Source organism: Pseudoalteromonas sp. P1-16-1b (assembly GCF_001401785.1).
Taxonomy (GTDB): Bacteria; Pseudomonadota; Gammaproteobacteria; order Enterobacterales; family Alteromonadaceae; genus Pseudoalteromonas; species Pseudoalteromonas undina.
The window spans coordinates 24,719-46,121 of record NZ_LKGQ01000011.1 but is presented as its reverse complement, the minus strand read 5'-3'; the positions used below and the strand labels follow the sequence as shown (position 1 = coordinate 46,121).

The window sequence follows — 21,403 nt, the reverse complement described above, 5'->3', positions numbered from 1 at the left end:
TAACCTCAATAGTTTCTGATGCTTGAAAAAGCATGATTTAATTTTTTTGCGCACTTTTTACCAGGAGACTGCTCTACACCTGAATTTAAATCAAGTCCTAAAGCTCCGTGATAGAGGGCATCGCTAATATTGTCTGGGTTTAAGCCGCCAGCAAGCATAAAGGGGGTCGTTGCATCGCGAAGCACCGACCAATCAAATGTTTTACCTGTGCCGCCAGCCTGTGAATCACTGTGGGTATCGTATAAATGGCGATCTGCGCCTGCAACAGGTTGTGGTAAAGCATCTTTTATTGCCTGTGCTTTCCAAATTTGGCAATTACGTGGTAATTCACTACGTAATGACGCAATGTATTGTTCATCTTCTTGGCCATGTAATTGAACGGCTGATAATTTAAGTTTTTTAGCGTGTTCAGCCACATCAGGTATAGCAGCATTAACAAATACGCCAACAAATTTTAAAGGCGCACTTTGACTGATTTCTTTAGCACAATCTAAATCAACAAAGCGGGGGGATTTAGGGTAAAAAATCAACCCGCCATACACAGCGCCATTGCTATAGGCTGCAATAGCATCTTGATTGCGGGTTAAGCCGCACACTTTGTTCTCGCCTAATATAACGCGACGACATGCTTGTATTAGATCAGCTTCAGCCATTAATGAGCTGCCAATTAAAAAGCCATTACATAAAGGGGCTAAGCGTTTTACATCTTGATGGGTGTAAATACCTGACTCTGATATAACCACTTTATTTTCAGGAATAAGTTTACGTAGTCGTTCTGTGGTGGCTAAGTCGGTGCTTAAGTCGCGTAAATCTCGATTATTAATCCCAATTATTTGTGCATTGAGTGCCAGCGCACGGTGAACTTCTTCTTCGTTACTTACCTCAGTTAATACTGACATATTTAACGAGTCGGCCACTTCATGCAGTGTTTTATATTGCTGATCGTCAAGCACAGATAGCATAAGTAAAATAGCGTCGCCGCCATAAAGACGTGCCATATAAACTTGGTACTCATCAATAAAAAAGTCTTTACAAATAAGCGGCTGTTCTACTTGGCTGCGCACAAATTCAAGGTAATCAAAACTGCCTTGAAAGTACTTTTCGTCAGTTAACACACTCATACAAGTGGCATATTGCTTATACGCTTGGGTGATTTCTGTTAAATCAAAAGGCTGACGAATCAAACCCTTAGAGGGCGACGCTTTTTTGCATTCTAAAATAAACTGCGTACCAGGTGCTGCCAGTGCTTTGTAAAAACTACGCTCAGTCGGTTTGGCTTGGTGTTTAAAGCTCTCTAGTGGGCGCGCCGCCTTACGCTCGATTAGTTCTATTTTTTTATCAGCAATAATTTTGTCTAATACATTAGCCATGACTTACCTCAATAATTGCATTTAATGTGTCCATGGCCTTGCCTGAACGTAATAAAGAGTGTGTTATTTGTGCACCTTGTTTTAACGACTCTGCTTGGCCGGTTAAGTACAGCAATGCGGCCACATTAACAACAATTGCGGCGTTGTGTGCCTCAGTGCCTTTACCTTGTAAAATAGCAAGACTGGCGTTTGCATTGTATTGTGGGCCTTCACCGGCTAATTGTTCAAGTGAATAGTTTGCAAGGTCAAAATCACTTGGACTGAGTGTGTACTGAGTAATTTTACCATTATTAAGCTCTACAACCTGTGTTGGGCCATGTAAGGCAATTTCGTCAGTACCAGAGCCGTGCACTATCATAGCGCGTTTAGTGCCTAGAGTATTAAGCGTTTGTGCCATTGGCAGACATAAAGACTCATCGTACACGCCGAGTAATTGCACCTCAGGAGCGGCTGGATTAGCCAGTGGCCCAAGAATATTAAAAATGGTTCGGGTTTTTAAACTGGTACGCACGTTCATCGCATGGCGCACCCCGCTGTGGTAGTGCGGTGCAAATAAAAAGGTAAAATTTGTGCTCTCTAAACAACGAGCAGCGACCTCTGGGGTCATATCGATATTGATCCCCAGTGCTTTGAGCAAGTCAGCAGACCCAGAATTACTCGACACGCTGCGATTGCCATGTTTTACCATATTAATACCAGCTGCTGCCGCTACAATCGCGGCGGTGGTACTAATATTTATAGTGTTTGAACCATCGCCACCGGTACCGCAACTATCAGCAAGTTGCGTTTTATTAGTGATAAAGGGAACTGCATTTTCACGCATTGAAGCGGCAGCACCGGCAATCTCATCGCTTACTTCACCTTTCATTTTAAGGCCAATAAGCAGCGCAGAGAGTTCAATATCGTTCATATTGCCTTTCATAATTTGGTCAAATAGTGCTTTTGCTTGCGTGTAACTAAGTGACTGCTTTGCAATAATATGCTCAATAGCATGTTGAACATTAAGCGGGCTGTGTAATTGATTAGTCATAATGTTCCTTTTATTTGGCACGTGTTAAATAAGCAACGCTTTGCTGTAGTAGCATTGCGCCATTGGGCGTTAAAATTGACTCTGGGTGGAATTGATAGCCCAGTACATTGTCTTGATGATGATAAATAGCCATTGGTATATCTTGGTATTTGGCAATAACGGCTAAGTTATCAGGTACTTTTGTTGCCATTAAAGAATGATAACGTGCCACTGGCATGGTGCTTCCCATACCGTAAAATACAGGGTGATCATTTAAATTTATAATTGATGACTTACCATGTACGGTTTCACCAGCGTGACCGATTACTCCGCCATAGCTTTGTGTTAGCGCTTGTTGGCCTAAACAAATACCTAGCATTGGAAATTGGCCCTTACACAGGTTAATTAACTCCATAAGGCAGCCTGCATCGCTAGGTGCACCAGGGCCTGGTGATAATACCAGCAGTACTTGTCCACGCTCTGCCTGCATTTTTTCGAATATGATCTCTGCGCTAATGTTGTTTCGGTAAACTACTAACTCAGCACCTAGCATTGTTAGCTCATCAACAAGGTTGTAGCTAAATGAGTCAAAGTTATCTAAAAAGTAAATTTTAATAGGGTGTGCTTCACTCATTTTATACTGCCTTATACGTCGATTTAATCGCGGTGATCACCGCTTGGGCTTTAGCGCGCGTTTCGTTTGCCTCTGACATTGGATCTGAATCGAATACAACCCCAGCACCGGCTTGCACATACGCAATATTATTTTTAACAAAGGCGGCACGAATAACAATACAGCTGTCCATGGCACCGTCACCGGTTAAATAGCCAACTGCGCCACCATAGCTACCGCGACGTTTGCCTTCAGTTTTGCGTACTAATTCTGCCGCACGTACTTTGGGGGCGCCCACTAAGGTACCCATATTCATACAGGCTTGATAAGCATGCAGAGCATCTAATTCGGGTTTTAATTTTCCTACTACACGTGATACTAAGTGCATTACTTGTGAGTAGCGGTCTACTTTTAATAGCTCTTTGGCATGGCGAGTACCAGGCACGCTAATACGAGCAACGTCGTTACGTGCTAAATCAACCAGCATTAAGTGCTCGGCACGTTCTTTTTGATCGTTTCTGAGCTCAAGTTCAATGCGGCTATCTAAATCGGGATTAATTTGTCCACTTGCAAACTTACCCCGTGGACGAGTACCTGCAATCGGATAAACCTCAACTTGTTGAGACTTCACCTCATACTTAAGCGCAGACTCTGGGGATGCGCCAAATAATGAGAAATCTTCATCACGCATGTAAAACATGTACGGGCTTGGGTTTTGCTTTTTAAGCTGGCTATAAGCATGTAATGAGTCAGGGCACGGCAATGAGAAAGTGCGAGAGGGCACCACTTGAAAGATATCGCCATCAACTATGTGTTGTTTAAGCTTAATCACTTGCTGGCAGTATTGCTCATCACTAATATCAACATTTACAGGGCAATCACCCGTTTGACTTGGGGCACTAAAGTCTGCGGCGTGGTCACACAATGTATTTAGGCGCTCTAATTGTTTGCCCACTTCAAAACAGTTTGCGTGAACATCTGGGCCATTAAACACATTGCCAATTAACTCGGTTGTTTGTTTTTGATGATCAATAACAACCAGTGTTTCGGCTAAATAAAATACGTAGTCTGGGCAGGTGTTTTCACCGTCAGGCACATCGGATAGTTGTTCAAAGTTAGCCACCATGTCGTAGGCAAATACGCCGCCTAAAAACACTGAGAACGGATTGTCAGTGGTGCTTCTAATACTATTTAAACAAGTGCGTAGTGCACTAAAAGCGTTATCTGCAATCAGTTTGCTAGCTTGGTCAATGGTGTCATCTGCTGGGTGATACTCAAGTGTGAGTGTGGTATCGGTTAACTGTGAAGCGCAGTTTTGTACATTAGCCTGCAAATAGTTAAGTAGTTGTTGGCCGTTGTTTGATTGTGCACTGATGCTCACTTGGTTGCCTTGGCAAACAATACGCAATGCACAATCAACTAGTATTAAGCTTTTTACGCTATCTTTTGAATCTATTTCTGCAGATTCAAGCAATAGTGAGTTAGGTTTATCAAGTGCCGCATACAAGGCAAGTGGGCTACTTATGTAGTCTCGTACTTGCGTTATGCTGGTCACTTCACCTGGTGTTGTTGTTATATGACTAAAAATCAAACCTCATCCCCTAAAAAAATAAAACCCCGCAATGCTAAGCAGTGCGGGGTTTGAATAACGATGTCTAAATTATAGATAGACCATTACCGTCCCGCTATGCCAGGCGCCACCACCAATGATGTGTAAGAGTGTTTACGTTATTCATGTTTTTAATTCCTGTTAATCTTGTATTGCAAAATTTAGTGATAAAAAAACCCGCATGGTAGCGGGTTAGAATTTTTTGTTTAGACACGACAATTCATCACCCTTTGTTTTAAGAGTGCCACCACCAGATGATGTTTTGAATTGTATTTTTCATTGTTATTTATTCTTTAATGTCTAAAAGTGGCTACAGTAAAACGTATCAACTGCTTTTGTGTCAAGTGTTTATTTAAAACAATTTCGTTAAAAAACTTGTTATACTGTGTGAAACACCCTTAAACCATTAATTAAAGTAGTTTTCATTTGATAAAATACGACTTACATAGCCATACAACACACTCAGACGGACATTTAACCGTTGAGCAACTATTAGCGCGAGCAGTCGATAAAAACATTGATGTATTTGCCATTACCGATCACGATACTGTGGCGGCAATTGAGCCTGCGCAGGCTTTTATCAAACGTGAAAACTTGCCGCTTAAACTGATTAATGGGGTTGAAATATCAACCAAATGGGAGAGTTTTGAAATACATATTGTTGGGCTTAACATTGATACCAATGATAGCACTTTGCATACATTACTTAGCGAGCAACAGCAAAAGCGCGAAACCCGTGCAATTGAAATAGGCCACCGATTAACTAAAAATGGCTTTGAGGGTATTTATCAACAAGCCCGCGAGCTGGCTGAAAATGCGCAAATTACTCGCGCTCACTTTGCCAGAGCTTTAATTGAGCGAGGTGTGGCTAAAAACTTTCCTGGGGTATTTAAAAAGTACTTAGGGCGAGGAAAAACCGGTTACGTACCGAGTAACTGGTGTGATATGCAAACGGCAATTTCAGCGATTCATGCCGCCGGTGGGGTGGCTGTTTTGGCGCACCCAAGTAGCTATAAAATGTCGAATAAGTGGTTGCGTAAACTACTCGTAGAGTTTAAATCAGTGGGCGGTGATGCAATGGAAGTTGCCCAACCGCAACAGGCCCCGAGTGAGCGTCAGTTTTTAGGCTTGTTGAGTCAAGAATACGATTTGCTTTGCTCTCAAGGCTCTGATTTTCATTTTCCGACTAGTTATTTAGAACTTGGAAAAAATTTATACTTACCTAAAGATTGCCAAGGGGTTTGGCAAACATGGGAAAAGCACGAAGGAGTTGCATTATGAGTCAATTATTTCATATACATCCGGATAACCCACAGCCTAGACTAATTTCTCAAGCTGTTGATATTATTAAACAGGGCGGCGTAGTTGTGTACCCAACAGATTCGGGATATGCGATTGGCTGTAATTTAGGTAACAAACAAGCAAAAGAGCGCATAGAGCGTATTCGTGGTATTGAAAAACACCATAATTTTACTTTAGTGTGCCGCGATTTATCTGAGCTTTCTACTTATGCTCGGGTAGATAACCAAATGTTCAGGCTGATCAAAAATAATACCCCAGGGCCTTATACGTTTATTTTTAAAGGCACAAAAGAAGTACCTAAACGCTTATTAAACGATAAGAAAAAAACCATAGGCATTCGTGTTATTGAACACCCAATTGCTTGTGCGTTACTTGCGGAATTGGGTGAGCCATTAATGTCATGCTCACTTATTTTACCGGGTGATGAATACACGCAAGCGGACCCCGATGACATTTTGGATCGTCTAGATAAGCATGTCGATTTAATTATTCATGGCGGATACCTCACAGAGCAAGCAACCACGGTAATTGACTTATCAGAGGACGATATTCAAATTTTACGTGTAGGCTGCGGTGATACGGCTCCATTTGAATAACAATGAAAAAGCCTGACACGGTTTCGTTAACACCTACAGATATGCCAGTGCAGCAAAAGCTGCCACTGGCATTTTTGCATGGGAAAGCCGTTGTTGAAAAGCCTGAAGATTTATATATTCCGCCTGATGCGCTTGAAGTTATTTTAGAAACCTTTGAAGGTCCGTTAGATCTGTTGCTTTATTTAATTAAAAAGCACAAGTTAGATGTTCTCGAATTATCTATATTTAGCATTACTGAGCAGTATGTAAAATATGTAGAAATGATGAGTGAGTTTCAGTTAGAACTCGCCGGCGAATATCTCGTAATGGCAGCATTGCTGGCGCAGATTAAGTCGCGGTTGTTACTGCCAGTGCATGAGGAATTAGAAGAAGAGGAAGATCCCCGCGCCGAACTTATAAAACGTCTACAAGAGTACGAACAATTTAAAAAAGCGGCCGAAAATATCGATTCTTTGCCCCGCGTTGGTCGCGATATATTTATCGCCAATGCAACTTTCCCAGAGTTAGAAGAAAAAAACCAACCCTTACCTGAACTGGCAATCAAAGATCTATTGTTAGCGCTAAGCGACGTAATGGCGCGTGCTAAAACATTTGAGCATCATTTAATTAGTGCAGAAACCCTGTCAACTCGTGAACGTATGAGTTTAATTTTACACACACTATCCCAAGCAAAAGCACCTGTTGCGTTTACCCAACTGTTTACCTTTGAAGAGGGCCGCAGTGGAGTTGTTGTTAGTTTTATCGCCATGTTAGAACTGATAAAAGAGGGCTTAATTGCTTGCTTACAAGTTGAGTCTGATAGCCAAATATATGTATCTCTTAATGAGCCTGCCGAAAGTTAACCTCCCATAAAGTTTTTTGCAATTATACTAAATTAATAGACTTTACTGTGCGTATACGCACGATAAGTGTTTGCATATGCTATTTTAATCGCCACTCATCCATTATATCGTAGTGTTATTACTAGATTAGAGATTGGCGATAAGCAATGTTTAAAAACTCAAAAACCGGTTATGGCCTGATGGCTATATTTTTACACTGGTTAATGGCGTTGACTGTCTTTGGTTTGTTTGGTTTAGGCTTATACATGGTTGAGCTAACTTACTATGATAGCTGGTATAAAGGCTCATTAGATTTGCATAAAAGCATAGGGCTGAGTTTAGCGGCTGTATTTGTTTTTAGACTGTTATGGCGTCGATTCAATGTAAAACCTAGCCCTATTGGGACCAACACTCAATTAAATCAGCTGGCCCAAACCGCACATATTTTAATGTATCTGTTTTTAGTGATTATTATGGTGTCTGGGTATCTAATCTCTACTGCTGATGGGCGACCAATCGAAGTGTTTGGCTTGTTTTATGTCAAAGCCATCGACTTTACCTTTGATTCTCAGGCAGATATAGCAGGGCAGATCCATTATTACAGCGCATGCTTACTGATTGGGTTTGTGGTGCTGCATATTTTAGGTGCGTTAAAACACCACTTTATAGATAAAGATAAAACATTAATTAGAATGATCAAATTACAAAAGGAAGCTTAAAATGAAAAAGTTACTATTAACTTCAGCGTTATCAGCAGCGATGTTTATGACAGCTACCGATGCTAGTGCTGCAGACTATGTTATTGATACCAAAGGAGCACATGCCTTTGTTAATTTTAAAATTAAACATTTAGGTTACAGCTGGTTGCACGGGCGTTTTAACACCTTTGATGGGCAGTTTAACTACGACGCTAAAAACCCAAACGCATCTCAAATTAGTGTAAATATCGACACAGCAAGCCTAGATTCAAACCATGCTGAACGAGATAAACACTTACGCGGTGGCGACTTTTTAAATGTAAGCAAATACCCACAGGCTAGCTTTAAAAGTACAGCAATTAAGTTTGATCAAGACGGTGAAGAAGCCACAGTAACCGGTGAGTTTACCCTTCATGGTATTACTAAAACAATTAGTTTTGAAATTGATAAGATTGGTGAAGGTAAAGATCCATGGGGTGGTTACCGTGTTGGTTTTGAAGGTGAAACCAGCTTAAAACTAGCTGATTACGGTATTGATTACGATTTAGGCCCAGCGTCAACGCACGTTGATATTGGTTTATTTATTGAAGGTATTCGTCAATAATACCGTTTTATAGTTAAAGCTAAGCGTGATAACGCTTAGCTTTTTTATTGTAAATGCGCTTCTAATTTTGATTTTAAGTGACTTGGTAACCACCGAGTTAATACTTGTTTATAGTCTTCAGTTTGCTTAATTAGTTTGAGTTGCTGATTGAGTGTGGCAATATCTTCTGCGCCTTGCTCGTTTTTAGTACAGCCAATGTAACCGTAACTAATTTTTGGTGCCTCAGTCAGCATGCGCTGCGTTAAATTGTCACTAAACCCCATCGTTTTTGCTAAATAATAATGTTCACTGGGGTAGCCTAATAAAATATCAATTCGCTCTAAGTTAAGCATATAGGTTAATGTACTGAGGGTATCGCGAGTAGGTCTAATGACAATATTTGTATTAGGTGTGGTATTAATTACCTTATCAATTTCACTGCCGTATGAGCGATTCATCGATACACCCAAGGTGAGCTTTTTATTTACTAATAAATTAGTTAACGACACTGATTTACTGCTTTCAATACCTAGCGCAATGCTCAGCTTTTGATGCATGGCAATAGATGGAGAAAGACCAGCTGTAGAGCTTTGATGCGTGAAATAAACACGTTCTTCTCGATATTTGTTTTTATAAAGTGATAATGCGCATGCATTTGATTGCAGGTTAGCCAGTTCCTGAATAACTTTACCAGAGGGAATAATGATACGTTCAAAGTTAATATGCGGAAGTTGTTGCTCTAACAGTGAAATAATACTTTCATCACGGCCCTGAGATTTATCCGGACCGCTTAAAATATAATAGGGCGCAAAGTCATGCGTTATCCATTTTATTGTTCTGGCATCACACTTTGTGCTTAAAAATACACAGACGAACAGTATTAACCACGAAAACCGCATTTTCACTACAACAAATAAATAAACATGGATTTAAGTGTAGTCAGTAATACACCAAAAAGTAAAATGCCAGCATAAAGCTGGCATTTTAATTTATTTATAAGTTAAACACTTATAAATAATAATTAACTGGCTTTCAGCCATTTTACAAATTGACGTGCATCACTTGCTTTTTGAAACAATGCATTTTTCAAACCTTGTGTATCGCTGAAGATTACACGATGTTTGTTAACCGAAATTGATTGCACTGGATGTGCTATTTGGATCATAGATCCGTTATATTTGTATGACATAATAAAACTCACTTTATTTTTGTTATTTATTCTGGGCTTTTTCTTAAAGCACATTACAGATGATAAATAATCTAATTGTGTTTAGCTTCATTACAGTGTTGACGATCTTTATGACACTTTTACGATGATATTAAAAATAAATCATCAAGGTATTAATAGGGGTTCTCGCCGTACAATAACTTAGCTTTTGAATATACGTTTTGCGGGGCTTACTGGATCAGGGTAAAGAGGTTAACCGCTAGGGCTTTTTATAGCCAAGCAGCGATATTACGTCACAATATTTTTCTTTGCAAGCAATTTATTAAAATACTTTGAATTGAGTGGAATTCACATATAGCCATAAATATTAATTCGTAAAGGTCAACAGACCCCAATATATCTGACTATACTCAGTTTTTAACTGAGGGGGTCAAATGAACTCACTATCTGCGCCATATCAACATTTTTTATCTAATCCAATAGCAAAGCCGCCTTGTCGTATGCACAATGCAAATATGTATGGTTTTTTTGCTGAAATAGAATCTAATAAAGCACAAAAGTATATTGATTCAACGTTAAACATAGGGGAGGAGGGTAATATTTATTTTAAAATACTTGGCGAGTTTGCACTTATTACATTTACAGATATTGAAAAAATAGCCTCGATGACCCCGCCATTCGATCAGCATGGTTGGATGCAAGAAACAGATATTATCATTTGGTTGCCTGTCGCTAAGGTTGAGGATGAAGATATAACCTACTTATATTGGTATCCAGCGTTTATCTGTGTTAACAACATTTATGCACTTATTAATGGTCGCGAAACATGGGGCTATAATAAGTATTTGTGTGACTACACCATGCCCAGCTGTGTATCGGAGCTATCGAATTTTTCAATATCTTTAGAATGCTTTGAACATTTCTCCCCTGAATCAAAGCTAAAAATGCATGAGCTATTTTCAATTACTATAAATTCTAAACACCAAGATAGCGATTTCTTATCTATTATTGATAACTTTGGCGATCAAGTAGCAAATTTGTTTTCTCGCAAACATTTAGATATTGATTTTTCATTATTAAAGCAGTTATTGAGTGGCTTTGTTAATCCACAAATGGATCAAATTTTGTTAAAACAATTTCCTGATGGCAGTGGCGATTCAGCGGTATACCAGAGCGTAATGCACTCACCTTCAATGATTAAAAAAATACATAGCTTTAAATTTTTGAAACCTGAGTTTACTTTGCATCTTAATAAATTAGATAGTTTTCCACTTGCCGATATGTTTGGTCTAAAGTTAGGTAGTCAAGCGCTGCACTTACCTTTTTATGTGCAAATGGATTTCGACCAGTTAGCCGCAACTAAAATTTAAATTGCTTAGAAGGATTTACCATGAACCAAGAAAAAATCGTGATAATTGGTGGCGGTGTATCGGCTATGACTGCTGCACTGTATTTAACTGAGCAACCTGACTGGCAACAGCATCGAACTATCACAGTATACCAACAAGGCTGGCGTTTGGGTGGTAAAGGAGCAAGTGGTCGAAATGCGGCTAGCGGGCAGCGTATTGAAGAGCATGGCTTACATGTTTGGTTTGGTGCTTATGTAAATAGCTTTAAAACAATAGAAACGGTTTACACTAAGTTACAACGGCCAGCCGATTCACCTTTATCTACATGGCAGCAAGCATTAAAACCGCATAGCTTTATAGCCTTAGAAGAATATATTGATGACCAATGGCAAACATGGCCAATTGACTTCCCATTACTTGCAGGGAATCCTGTTGATGGAAGTTTAGATATAACGCCATGGGATTTTATTAAAATGACCCTAGCTTGGCTAAAAAAGTGGATATTTGATTTACAGTCAGCAGCAAAAAAAGCTAATAAAAATATACAATTAAGTACAAAAAAAACACGAGATCAATCTTTATTACGGCACTTGCACCAACAAATAACAGATTTGGTTGATGATACCGAAGATGCTTGGCGAGATTTTGCTGATGATATAAAACAATATTCGAGTGAAGTTGCTTCTACTCCAAGCTTATTAATCAATACATTAAATAAGTTTGCCCACGCCGACAATACATTAAACCCCCAAGTACATGAGAAAAAAGATGGCCTTGTTATTTGGTATATAGTTAGAAAGCTAAAGCGCTGGCTTAATAGCGAAATGATTGAGTTGTTAGACAATAATACGCAGCTTAGACGATTATATATTTGCGCAGACCTTGCTATTGCAATGCTAGTTGGTTTGGTAAAAGACAAAGTATATCGAGAAGGGTTTGAGGTTATAAATAAATTTGATTTTAGGCAATGGCTTATAAGAAATGGGGCAAATGAGCAATACAGTGCTAATTCGGCGCCTATACGAGGGTTTTATGATTTGGTGTTTGCGTACCCTGCGGGTGACCTAAGTAAGCCCAATGTTGAGGCTGGTGTCGCATCACTGGCTATGTTACGCATCGCGCTGTGTTACCGCGGAGGGGTCATGTGGAAAATGCAAGCGGGGATGGGCGATGTCATCTTTGCTCCCTTATACGAACTACTAAAAAAAAGAGGGGTTAAGTTTGAGTATTTTCATCAATTGCAAAACCTGACTCCCAGCCTAAGTGAGCAAGGAGAGAGTTTTGTCGAGACCGTTGAACTTCAGCAACAAGTTTCTTTGCTCGCAGACGCAGAGTATCAACCACTGGTTAATGTTAAAAAACTACCTTGTTGGCCAAGTGAACCACTTTATGCGCAAATTAATAGTGAACAAGCCGGACTATTAAAGCAGCATGATATTAATTTAGAATCTTTTTGGTCAGACTGGCCGTCTCAATACGAAAACCATTTTGGGCAGCCACTGCCAATAAAAAAATTAAACTACAAAGAAGATTTTGACAGAATTGTGTTGGGTGTATCTGTGGCGTCACTTGAGCATGTATGCTCTTCGTTACTAGCATGGGATACAAAATTTGCAGCACAAGCAAAGCAAGTCAAAACGGTGGCAACCCAAGCTGCCCAACTATGGCTTAATAAAACAGACGAGCAATTAGGCTGGCAATATATTCCAAAGAGTAAAGAAGGCCCAATTCTAAGTGGCTTTAGCGAACCATTTGATACGTGGGCGGCAATGATGAATTTAGTCGACAAAGAGCAGTGGCCTACTGATTGCCCTCCTAAAAACATTGCTTATTTTTGCAGTGTTTTTCCTTGTGAGTACTATCCACCAAAAAGTGAACATCAATTTCCTCTACAGGCTAAATCGCAAGTAAAGGTAAATCTAGAAGCAATACTAGAAAAAAACATGCAGTCCTTATGGCCGCTTGCATATCAAAATAATGAGTTCGACTGGTCTGTATTATATGAAATATCGTCATCAGGGGATGAACGATTAAATGCTCAATACTGGCGAGTAAACGTTGACCCAAGTGAGCGTTATGTTTTGTCAGTTGCTGGTTCAAGTAAGTATCGACTGGCGACAGATGAAACAAAATTTACAAACCTTTTTATTACCGGTGACTGGATTAAAACGGGTGTTAATGCCGGTTGTGTTGAAGCGGCTGTTATGGCAGGTATGCAAACAGCCAGAGCAATGGTGGGTTACCCACAACACATTAGTGGCGAAAATGCATTTGCAGTTATCAAAAATTAAAATACTCTTCCAGCACAGCTTTAATCGGTTGATTAGTATATAGTTAAACATGTTGTTTACATTTATTTAGCGCAAAGGTCACGTGAAATGAAAAATAAAGGCAAGCTTCTGAATAAAAATATATGGTTGGTATGCTTACCAGGCTTTTTACTGCCACTGCAGGCGAAAGTAGTGGTAGAGGGTAAAAGTGATGACCAACCGAACATGGAAATCATTGAGGTTTATGCGCAAAAAAGAGCGCAAAAAATTGAAGAAGTCGGCATTTCTGTAAGCACAATAAAAGGGGATGATCTCAAAGCGCAACAGGTTAAAGACTCAACAGAGTTATCTGTATTTGCCCCAAATTTAAAAATTAGTCAAAACGCAGCGGAAGGCACACCACCAGCAGTTAATATTCGTGGCGTAGGGCTAGTTGATTATAACACCGCTAATACATCGCCGGTGGCGATGTATGTGGATGATATAGCTGTGGGCTCTGCCAGTAACCAAATTGTAAACTTATTTGATATCGAGCAAATTGATATTTTGCGTGGCCCTCAAGGAACTTTATTTGGTCGTAACTCTACTGGCGGGGCTATTTTAATCCGTTCTAAACGCCCTGAGTTTGAACAAAGTGGTTATTTAAGTGCTGGTATTGCTAATAACAACGCGACCAGTGTAGATGCTATGTTTAATTCAGCTATTGGAGACAACACAGCCGTTCGTGTTGCGCTAAACCATCAAAATTATGATTATTCTACAAACAATATTTTCGCTGATTCACCAACAGCGGGGATGCGGCAAACAAATGGCCGAGTGTCCTTTTTAGCTGACTTTGACACTGTGCAGTTGTTGATAAAAGGGCATATTTCTGATTGGGGTGGCATAGTTCAGCCTGTTGGCAGTATTGGGGTTATTGCAAACTCATTAACAGGAGAGCGATGCTCGCCAGCACAAGCAGGTTCAACCACCTGTTTTGATAACTTTGGATTTAATGATGGCAGTGATGATTTTTATACAGTAAGCGTTAATAATAATTCGCCACATAAAACCGATGGTAAGGGAGGGAGTGCCCATGTTAATTGGCAATTGGATACACACAATGAGCTTATTTCACTAACTAGCTATAACAAGTTAAAGCGTGATCATGCCTTTAACTGTGATGGCTCTCCAGCACGGTTATGTGAAGGCAATTTAGGTTTAAATACTGATTTAGTAACGCAAGAGTTTCGGTTGCAATCTCAGCTCGCAGAGCATTTTCTTACAACGGGAATTTATTATGCTGATGAGTCTATTATTCAAGACAATGTAAATGATATTTTGCGAGATTATCGAGGCATTTTAGAGACAGATTTAACCGCTACTTTTTTCTATGATAATAGGATAAAAACAAAGAGCATTGCAGCGTTTACCCAACTTGACTATCAATTAAACCAAGATTGGCTAATTACCGCTGGGCTTCGTTATTCTTATGAGTCTTTAGATTACGACTCAACATCCAAGCTTAATATTATTTTAGACCCTAACGATTTAACCGGAGTTAAGGTGCCATTTTATCGTGTTCAGGGAGAGCAATCAGATAATGGCATTTCTGGTCAGTTAGCTGTGAACGTTAAGCTGGATGATGCGACCTATGCCTATTATCGATTTGCTAATGGCGCAAAAAGCGGAGGCTATAACGGTGGGTTTTTATCATCGGTTGAACAAGCACAGCTTGCTGATTATCAAAAAGAACGATTGAACTCACATGAAATTGGCTCAAAGTCTTGGTGGCCACAGTTGGGCATGCGGTTTAATTGGGCTGTATTTTATTATGATTATAATGATCAACAGGTGTTTATGAATCAGCCTTCAGTATCTGATCAGAGCCCGCCTATTCAATTATTAGAAAATGTGGCAGATTCGATTATATATGGCCTAGAGGCTGATTTTGAGTATTGGCTGACCGATGATTTGAATGTTAAGTTTGCTATGGGTTATATACCCCATGCAGAGTTTGAAGAATATGTTGATCCTTTAGGTAACGCATTAACAGATAATCGTTTGCCGTTTACCTCAAAATGGAACCTCAGTGCAGGCATTGAATACACGCTTGAGTTGGCAAATCACCCACTAACAACGCAATTATTAGTTGATTATCAATCCGACTATTATTTTGATCAGAATCAAAACCCTTATGCTATGCAAGATGGCTATAGTATTTTTAACGCAAACATACATTATCAACATGATAACTGGGCGATTGCTATTTGGGGGAAAAACCTCTTTGGTACGCAATATAGTCACTTAAAATTTGATTTAAGCTCTTTCCTTGGCATGCTTGAAGACTTTAAAGGTGAAGGCAGGCGTTTTGGTTTAGATGTTAGTTATCAGTTTTAATTTTAGTCTTTAAATTAAGGTGCGAAGTATGCCAATGAAGGCAGTTCTAAAGCTATTTTTATATTGTGTATTTTTGTGCTTTAGCAATTTAGCGCCGGCAGATACACTCGCTCCTATTGTTTATACTTTAAAACAACAAGATACTGATTTGCTCGGTCAGGGTCATGTATTTCAGGTAACGAGTGGTACTTTTCCCCGTAACCACAGTGAAATAGAAATGTGGCTTGAAGATAAACAACCACAATCAAGAACATCGTTTTTTGGTGGTAGTTTTTGGTTTGTCATAGCACTTGAAAATAAAACAGACTTAGATGAACTGGTGCTCTATCCGTATAACACGTTACTTTCAAAAATCGAAACCCGGATTTATGATATATCGAACTTTGATGAACCAATAAAGCAGTATGTCACTGGGGGGCTTTACCCAAATGAGTTTGCATTTCATTATGGGAATAAAGTTAAGCTGGCGCCTAATCGTTCTTACGTATTAATTGCAAAATTTCAAAGTGAATATTTTTATACTCCACCAAAATTAGTGCTTTCATCTTATGACGATTTTTTTGTAAGAAAAACCTCAGACAACATGATTATGTTGCTGTGCTTTGGGGTTGGTATTGCGTTAGGTTTATACAATTTTCTTATTTACTTGGGGGATAGAGATAAAACCCATTTGTACTACGCCATGTTCACAGCATGCTGGGTGTTGGCTTGGAGTCAGTTTTTTCATATACCGGATCAAATTTTTGGTTTTTACAATGCCCATTTTCATTGGTTAGGTTTTACTTTAATTCCCATCACAAATATTTTATTTTTTAACAGCTTACTTAAATTAAAAGACACGTCTCCTAAGTTATCTCGATTATCAATCTACTTAGGCATTGTTGCCACCGCAGGCGCACCTTTTGCAATGGTTTGGCCTGGTTTTGGCTTTATTTGGGCCACTTTAGTGACAGGGGCAACTTTATCTTTAGGTATGGTTGTTGGTATACGAAGCTGGATCAGTGGCTTTAAGCCGGCTCGCTATTTTGTTCTCGCCTATTTGGCTATGGCCATTCCTAATATGGTTGGCAATTTAACTAATCTAGGAATTATTGAGCCAATAAAAATGGATCTCTATTTACTTGGGCTTATTGGCACAGCGCTCGATGCGGTATTACTTGCTTTTGCTGTCGCAAATAAATTCAGTATTTTGCATCATCAGAATGTTGAATTGACTAAAAATTTGGAACACAAGGTTAAGCTGCGTACCCAAGAGTTACAACAATTGGCGGAGGAGCTTCGTGATGCAAGTGAAGCTAAAAGTCGATTTTTAGCTAACATGAGCCATGAGATCCGCACCCCAATGACATCCATTATTGGTTATGCTGATGGGATAATTTTAGGTGATATACAGCCTCATGAAAGAAATCATGGGATCAGGGTGATTTTGCAAAACAGTCGTCATGTACTTGGGCTAATTAACGATATTTTGGATATGTCGAAAATTGAGGCTAACCGTTTAGAGATAGAATTAGTTGAAACGGATTTGTTTGCCACTATTGCTGAAATTGAATCATTACTAGGAAAGCAAATCCGCGATAAAGGCTTAAAATTCAAAGTTGATTATCAATTTCCATTACCAGATTGGATAGTCTCAGATCCAACTCGACTTAGACAAATATTATTAAATTTAGCAACCAATGCACTTAAATTTACTACCCAGGGCTACATAATGCTGACGGTGAGTTGCAATCAAAAGCAACTAATAATTAAAGTTGAAGACACCGGTATTGGTATGACCGAAAGCGAGCAAAAAGACCTATTTACTCCCTTTCACCAAGCTGACTCGTCAATTTCTCGTAAATACGGTGGTACTGGACTTGGCTTAAATATATCAAAAAGCTTAGCAAATAAACTAAATGGCGATATTACTGTATTTTCTGTGGTAGGTAGGGGTAGCGAGTTTTGCTTTACTATGGAGTTAAATACAACCGAACATACGCAATGGGTTAACACATTCGACGATATACGTAAGCCACAAACTAAAGAACTATTTTCAAATAATAGTCAGCGAAATTTAGTGGGTAGAGTACTTGTGGCTGAAGACCATCCAGAAAATCGTCAGCTTATTAAGCGAATTTTAGAGCGGATGGGGTTAACCGTTGTCGCTGTTGAAAATGGTCGAGATGCAGCGCAAGCAGCGATGGATGAAAGCTTCGACTTAATTTTATTAGATATTCAAATGCCAATTATGGATGGTGAGCAAGCAATTAAGATTATACAAGCAACAGGGGTAACAACACCCATTGTGGCGCTCACTGCTAACACGATGAAGCATGAAATTGATCGCTATTTAAAACAAGGTTTTACTGATCATATTGCCAAACCTATAGATAGAAGCTGTTTTAGTAGTAAAATTGCAAGTTATCTTGATATTGATATATGCGAGAACATTAAGCTACCCGATGAGGAGTTTGCACTACTCAAGCAGGAATATATTAAAGGGTTAAATAAACAAAAAGACACGTTAGTGTCTCAATTTAAGCAGGGTGATATAACGGGTTTTGCACGCAGCGTACATATGATCAAAGGAACGGCTGGAATGTTTGAATGCAAAGCGTTGTATAAACAGGCTGTTGATTTTGAAACAAACTTAAAGTCTTCACCTGACGCTTTCGACATACAACAAGTTGAGGCTCTACTCAATGCGATTGACGTTATTTTAACCGTTAAAAAAGCACCTTAAATTTTACATTTTATCGTTGAATAACCGCTATACGCTTTGTTATGAAGACAAGTAGGGTTATGCATGCTTAAATATATTCTCTTGTAGGAGGACGTATGCAGTATCAACATATTAAGGTGCCAGACAATGGCGACAATATTCACATTGATGATCAAGGACAGTGGCATATACCCGAACAACCTATTATTGCCTATATTGACGGTGATGGGGTTGGCTTAGATGTGATGCCAGTAATGCGTCAAGTAGTGGATGCTGCCATAGAGCATTGTTATGGCAAGGAACGTAAGATACATTGGATGCAGGTGTATAATGGTGAACAAGCGGCCCAGCTTTATGATGGCGACTGGTTCCCTCAAGAAACCATTAATGCAGTACGTGAATGCAAAATTGCTATAAAAGGGCCGCTAACCACACCTTTAGGCGGTGGCTTTCGCTCTCTTAATGTTGCGCTTCGCCATGAAATGGATTTATTTGTTAATATGCGTACTATAAAAGGCTTTAGTGCTTTACCCTCGCCATTAAAAAATCCCTTTACCACTAACATTACCGTGTTGCGCGATAGTAGTGAAGATGTTTATTCAGGAATTGAATGGCAGGCGGGGAGTGTTGAAAGTGAAAAAATGCTCGATTTTTTGTGTGAAGAAATGGGCGTAACCCGTCTTCGTTTCGCTCAAGAGTGTGGTATAGGGATTAAAAATATATCTAAAGAAGGGTCAGAGCGATTAATACGCTTTGCCATTAATTATTCCCTTAAAAATGAGAGAGAGTCACTTACGTTAGTGCACAAAGGTAATGTTCTTAAATTTACCGATGGGGCGTTTAAACGCTGGGGCTTTGCGCTTGCAAAACAAGAATATAATGCCAAAGAACATGAAAATGGGCGTTGGCTTGAAATACAACGAACCAATTTACCCCCCTTGATTATTAAAGAAGTGATTGCCGATAATATGTTGCAGCAATGCTTGATGGATCCTGCGCAATTTGATGTGGTGGCTACTACAAATCAAAATGGTGACTTTTTAGCCGATATGCTCAGTGCACAGGTTGGGGGGGTAGGGATTATGCCTGCCGCCAATTTAAATACTGAGGTGGCTTTTTTTGAGCCGACACATGGCACGTTCGAGCGAATAGCTGGTCAAGATAAGGCAAACCCGAGCAGTAGCATATTAAGTGCAGTGTTAATGCTTAAGTATATGGGATGGGTTGAAGCGGCATGTTTAATCGAAAACGCCTTAGAAACTACATTTGCCAGTGGGCAGGTAACTTTTGATTTGGCTCATTCAAATCATAACTCGACAACCTTAAGCTGCAAACAATTTGCTAGTAAGGTTATCGAGCACTTTTAAACGACTGCATTGTTAAGCTGCTGAAGCGTTAGTGGCTGCTTGACGATGAACACATGGACGCTCTGTTAGCTCTGCTGCTCTGTGATAAAGCTCATGTGCACTTGGCTCGTCACATACAGTGCCACTGAGCGTGTCCATTAACGCAACTACAATAATGGCAGGTACTTGACAGCAGTATTCATCTAATACAGCTTCGGTTGTTTGTGCATCAACATGGCAATGAGGGTGGCTTTTACGTTGATAGGCACTTAATAAAGTGTTTACGTCAAGAGTATCGTTTTCTTGATGTTTATTTTTACGACATTTACAGCCGAATTCATCAACTAATGTGGCAAGTGACTGGTAAACGTGACCCGTCTCAAGCGGCGTATTTGGGCATAATTGTTGTTCAATGAAGTGATGTAAATTTGCATCAATGAATAACCCGTCTTGTTGTGTGAAGCTTGCTGATGTTTGCATAATTATTACTCTTAGTTTGTTGGCTTAACTTCACTGTAGCGCTAAGTGTAATATTAATGAAATTGTTGTTTTCAATAACTGATATTGATTTTATCAATATTTTAATATGTTACCTATCAACCACTGTATTTGCGAACGCCAATAACTCACGTCTAAGCCATTGATGCGCTGGTGTGTGGTGTAATAACGGGCTCCAAATCATTTTTACTTCTATGGGCACGACTTGAAATGGTACTGGGCTAATCACTAAATTAGTATGACTGGTTAATAGCTTTGCTTGACGACGAGGTAGCGTAGCTATGAGTTGCTCAGATTGACACAGTAAGCTGGCAATCATGTAATGGCGAGTAAATACGCGTATTTTACGGGTTTGTTCTAATTGCCACAAAGCTTCATCTACCCAGCCTAATTTTTGTTTTCCTGACTTATTGGTCACTGCGGGCTCTGGCCCCCAGCCTGCGCGGTTAACCCATATATGTTCGCTTTGTAGGTATTGATTTAAGTTAGCATGCGTTAAAAAATCATTATTTGGGTGGGTTAAACAACAATAATTATCTCGCCATACAGTCGCTTGATGAAAAGAGCGCGGCAGACCATTAAAACGATTTATTGCCAAATCGATAGTCCCTTTTTCCATATCTTGTAAATTTACATCACTGGGACTGAGCACATCAAAGTCAATGCCCGGGTTTTTAGCTAGTTGCTCGCAAATAAAGGGGGCAATTAGAGTCGATTCTAAATAATCGTTTGCCATAATACGAAATGTAACTTGCGCAGTTGCTGGGTTAAATTGCTCGCTTGGTTGAGTGATCTCCTCTGCCATTTTAAGCAGCGCTTCAATTTCAGGTTTGAGCGACAGTGCTTTGGCTGTTGGAGTCATAGAGCCCGCAGCTCGTACCAGCAAAGGATCATCAAATAAATCTCTTAAACGTTTTAACGCATTACTCATCGCTGGTTGAGTTAAAGCAAGCTTATTAGCTGCTTTTGATACGCTTTTTTCATCTATTAATACATTTAAATAGACGAGTAAATTGAGGTCGACATTTCTTATATTCATATGATCAATTTTATTTATTTGCTGTATTAATTACCTAAATTAAAGTGTG

Annotated in this window: 18 protein-coding genes; 10 read left to right on the top strand and 8 right to left on the bottom strand. The window is 39.5% G+C overall.

Annotation, left to right across the window (positions count from 1 at the left end; translation table 11 throughout):
• Positions 1 to 5 precede the first annotated feature (5 nt).
• Genes trpCF through AN392_RS09655 form a run of 4 tightly spaced genes read right to left on the bottom strand, consistent with a single transcriptional unit; the run spans position 6 to position 4,583 of the window.
• Complete coding sequence (trpCF, locus tag AN392_RS09670; RefSeq protein WP_055012580.1) at positions 6 to 1,370, bottom strand: bifunctional indole-3-glycerol-phosphate synthase TrpC/phosphoribosylanthranilate isomerase TrpF; 1,365 nt, start codon at positions 1,368 to 1,370, stop codon at positions 6 to 8.
• Positions 1,363 to 2,400 (bottom strand): anthranilate phosphoribosyltransferase, encoded by a 1,038-nt coding sequence (trpD, locus tag AN392_RS09665; protein WP_055012579.1) that lies wholly within the window; start codon positions 2,398 to 2,400, stop codon positions 1,363 to 1,365. The genes trpCF and trpD overlap by 8 nt, the downstream gene beginning before the upstream one ends.
• A gap of 10 nt (positions 2,401 to 2,410) precedes the next feature.
• Positions 2,411 to 3,013, bottom strand: a complete 603-nt coding sequence (locus AN392_RS09660) for an aminodeoxychorismate/anthranilate synthase component II (RefSeq protein ID WP_055012578.1) — start codon at positions 3,011 to 3,013, stop codon at positions 2,411 to 2,413.
• Position 3,014: 1 nt separating this feature from the next.
• Positions 3,015 to 4,583 carry an anthranilate synthase component 1 gene (locus AN392_RS09655; protein WP_055012577.1) on the bottom strand — a complete coding sequence of 523 codons (1,569 nt, stop codon included), beginning with the start codon at positions 4,581 to 4,583 and terminating at the stop codon, positions 3,015 to 3,017.
• Between the two features lie 444 nt (positions 4,584 to 5,027).
• On the opposite strand from AN392_RS09655, the gene rnm reads away from it, so the two are divergent.
• From rnm to AN392_RS09630, 5 genes are all read left to right on the top strand, one after another.
• On the top strand, positions 5,028 to 5,882 hold the full coding sequence (gene rnm / locus AN392_RS09650; RefSeq protein ID WP_055012576.1) for an RNase RNM: 855 nt from the start codon (positions 5,028 to 5,030) through the stop codon (positions 5,880 to 5,882).
• Positions 5,879 to 6,499, top strand: a complete 621-nt coding sequence (locus AN392_RS09645) for an L-threonylcarbamoyladenylate synthase (RefSeq protein WP_010390225.1) — start codon at positions 5,879 to 5,881, stop codon at positions 6,497 to 6,499. The genes rnm and AN392_RS09645 overlap by 4 nt, the downstream gene beginning before the upstream one ends.
• A 2-nt stretch (positions 6,500 to 6,501) precedes the next feature.
• Positions 6,502 to 7,341 carry a ScpA family protein gene (locus AN392_RS09640; protein WP_010390223.1) on the top strand — a complete coding sequence of 280 codons (840 nt, stop codon included), beginning with the start codon at positions 6,502 to 6,504 and terminating at the stop codon, positions 7,339 to 7,341.
• A 146-nt stretch (positions 7,342 to 7,487) separates the two neighbouring features.
• Positions 7,488 to 8,039, top strand: a complete 552-nt coding sequence (locus AN392_RS09635; RefSeq protein ID WP_010390221.1) for a cytochrome b — start codon at positions 7,488 to 7,490, stop codon at positions 8,037 to 8,039.
• A gap of 1 nt (position 8,040) precedes the next feature.
• Positions 8,041 to 8,622 carry a YceI family protein gene (locus AN392_RS09630; protein ID WP_055012575.1) on the top strand — a complete coding sequence of 194 codons (582 nt, stop codon included), beginning with the start codon at positions 8,041 to 8,043 and terminating at the stop codon, positions 8,620 to 8,622.
• A gap of 44 nt (positions 8,623 to 8,666) precedes the next feature.
• Here AN392_RS09630 and AN392_RS09625 read toward each other — a convergent pair whose 3' ends face one another.
• Entirely contained in the window at positions 8,667 to 9,500 is an 834-nt protein-coding gene (locus tag AN392_RS09625; RefSeq protein ID WP_054201039.1) for a transporter substrate-binding domain-containing protein, read from the bottom strand.
• A 122-nt stretch (positions 9,501 to 9,622) separates the two neighbouring features.
• Positions 9,623 to 9,790: a hypothetical protein gene (locus AN392_RS18630; RefSeq protein WP_007375427.1), complete on the bottom strand. Its 168-nt coding sequence runs from the start codon at positions 9,788 to 9,790 to the stop codon at positions 9,623 to 9,625.
• A 413-nt stretch (positions 9,791 to 10,203) separates the two neighbouring features.
• Here AN392_RS18630 and AN392_RS09615 point away from each other — a divergent pair, with 413 nt between their 5' ends.
• From AN392_RS09615 to icd, 5 genes are all read left to right on the top strand, one after another.
• Positions 10,204 to 11,139, top strand: a complete 936-nt coding sequence (locus AN392_RS09615; RefSeq protein WP_055012574.1) for an acetoacetate decarboxylase family protein — start codon at positions 10,204 to 10,206, stop codon at positions 11,137 to 11,139.
• A gap of 20 nt (positions 11,140 to 11,159) precedes the next feature.
• Positions 11,160 to 13,409 carry an NAD(P)-binding protein gene (locus AN392_RS09610; protein WP_055012573.1) on the top strand — a complete coding sequence of 750 codons (2,250 nt, stop codon included), beginning with the start codon at positions 11,160 to 11,162 and terminating at the stop codon, positions 13,407 to 13,409.
• A gap of 87 nt (positions 13,410 to 13,496) precedes the next feature.
• Positions 13,497 to 15,767 (top strand): TonB-dependent receptor, encoded by a 2,271-nt coding sequence (locus tag AN392_RS09605; protein WP_055012572.1) that lies wholly within the window; start codon positions 13,497 to 13,499, stop codon positions 15,765 to 15,767.
• 28 nt (positions 15,768 to 15,795) lie between these two features.
• Entirely contained in the window at positions 15,796 to 18,492 is a 2,697-nt protein-coding gene (locus AN392_RS09600) for a 7TM diverse intracellular signaling domain-containing protein (protein WP_082424800.1), read from the top strand.
• A 95-nt stretch (positions 18,493 to 18,587) separates the two neighbouring features.
• Positions 18,588 to 19,838 (top strand): NADP-dependent isocitrate dehydrogenase, encoded by a 1,251-nt coding sequence (gene icd, locus AN392_RS09595; RefSeq protein ID WP_055012571.1) that lies wholly within the window; start codon positions 18,588 to 18,590, stop codon positions 19,836 to 19,838.
• Positions 19,839 to 19,850: 12 nt separating this feature from the next.
• On the opposite strand, the gene AN392_RS09590 is transcribed toward icd, so the two are convergent.
• On the bottom strand, positions 19,851 to 20,297 hold the full coding sequence (locus AN392_RS09590) for a hypothetical protein (RefSeq protein WP_055012570.1): 447 nt from the start codon (positions 20,295 to 20,297) through the stop codon (positions 19,851 to 19,853).
• A gap of 109 nt (positions 20,298 to 20,406) precedes the next feature.
• The gene (locus tag AN392_RS09585; protein WP_054201033.1) at positions 20,407 to 21,354 is read right to left on the bottom strand and encodes a LysR family transcriptional regulator; all 948 of its coding nucleotides are present in this window, start codon (positions 21,352 to 21,354) and stop codon (positions 20,407 to 20,409) included.
• Positions 21,355 to 21,403: the final 49 nt, after the last annotated feature.

Bases quoted from the DNA above. Each gene is read 5' to 3' on its own strand.
- trpCF (WP_055012580.1), bottom strand. From the start codon at position 1,370: ATGGCTAATGTATTAGACAAAATTATTGCTGATAAAAAAATAGAACTA.
- trpD (WP_055012579.1), bottom strand. From the start codon at position 2,400: ATGACTAATCAATTACACAGCCCGCTTAATGTTCAACATGCTATTGAG.
- AN392_RS09660 (WP_055012578.1), bottom strand. From the start codon at position 3,013: ATGAGTGAAGCACACCCTATTAAAATTTACTTTTTAGATAACTTTGAC.
- AN392_RS09645 (WP_010390225.1), top strand. From the start codon at position 5,879: ATGAGTCAATTATTTCATATACATCCGGATAACCCACAGCCTAGACTA.
- AN392_RS09640 (WP_010390223.1), top strand. From the start codon at position 6,502: ATGAAAAAGCCTGACACGGTTTCGTTAACACCTACAGATATGCCAGTG.
- AN392_RS09635 (WP_010390221.1), top strand. From the start codon at position 7,488: ATGTTTAAAAACTCAAAAACCGGTTATGGCCTGATGGCTATATTTTTA.
- AN392_RS09630 (WP_055012575.1), top strand. From the start codon at position 8,041: ATGAAAAAGTTACTATTAACTTCAGCGTTATCAGCAGCGATGTTTATG.
- AN392_RS09625 (WP_054201039.1), bottom strand. From the start codon at position 9,500: ATGCGGTTTTCGTGGTTAATACTGTTCGTCTGTGTATTTTTAAGCACA.
- AN392_RS18630 (WP_007375427.1), bottom strand. From the start codon at position 9,790: ATGTCATACAAATATAACGGATCTATGATCCAAATAGCACATCCAGTG.
- AN392_RS09615 (WP_055012574.1), top strand. From the start codon at position 10,204: ATGAACTCACTATCTGCGCCATATCAACATTTTTTATCTAATCCAATA.
- AN392_RS09610 (WP_055012573.1), top strand. From the start codon at position 11,160: ATGAACCAAGAAAAAATCGTGATAATTGGTGGCGGTGTATCGGCTATG.
- AN392_RS09605 (WP_055012572.1), top strand. From the start codon at position 13,497: ATGAAAAATAAAGGCAAGCTTCTGAATAAAAATATATGGTTGGTATGC.
- AN392_RS09600 (WP_082424800.1), top strand. From the start codon at position 15,796: ATGCCAATGAAGGCAGTTCTAAAGCTATTTTTATATTGTGTATTTTTG.
- icd (WP_055012571.1), top strand. From the start codon at position 18,588: ATGCAGTATCAACATATTAAGGTGCCAGACAATGGCGACAATATTCAC.
- AN392_RS09590 (WP_055012570.1), bottom strand. From the start codon at position 20,297: ATGCAAACATCAGCAAGCTTCACACAACAAGACGGGTTATTCATTGAT.
- AN392_RS09585 (WP_054201033.1), bottom strand. From the start codon at position 21,354: ATGAATATAAGAAATGTCGACCTCAATTTACTCGTCTATTTAAATGTA.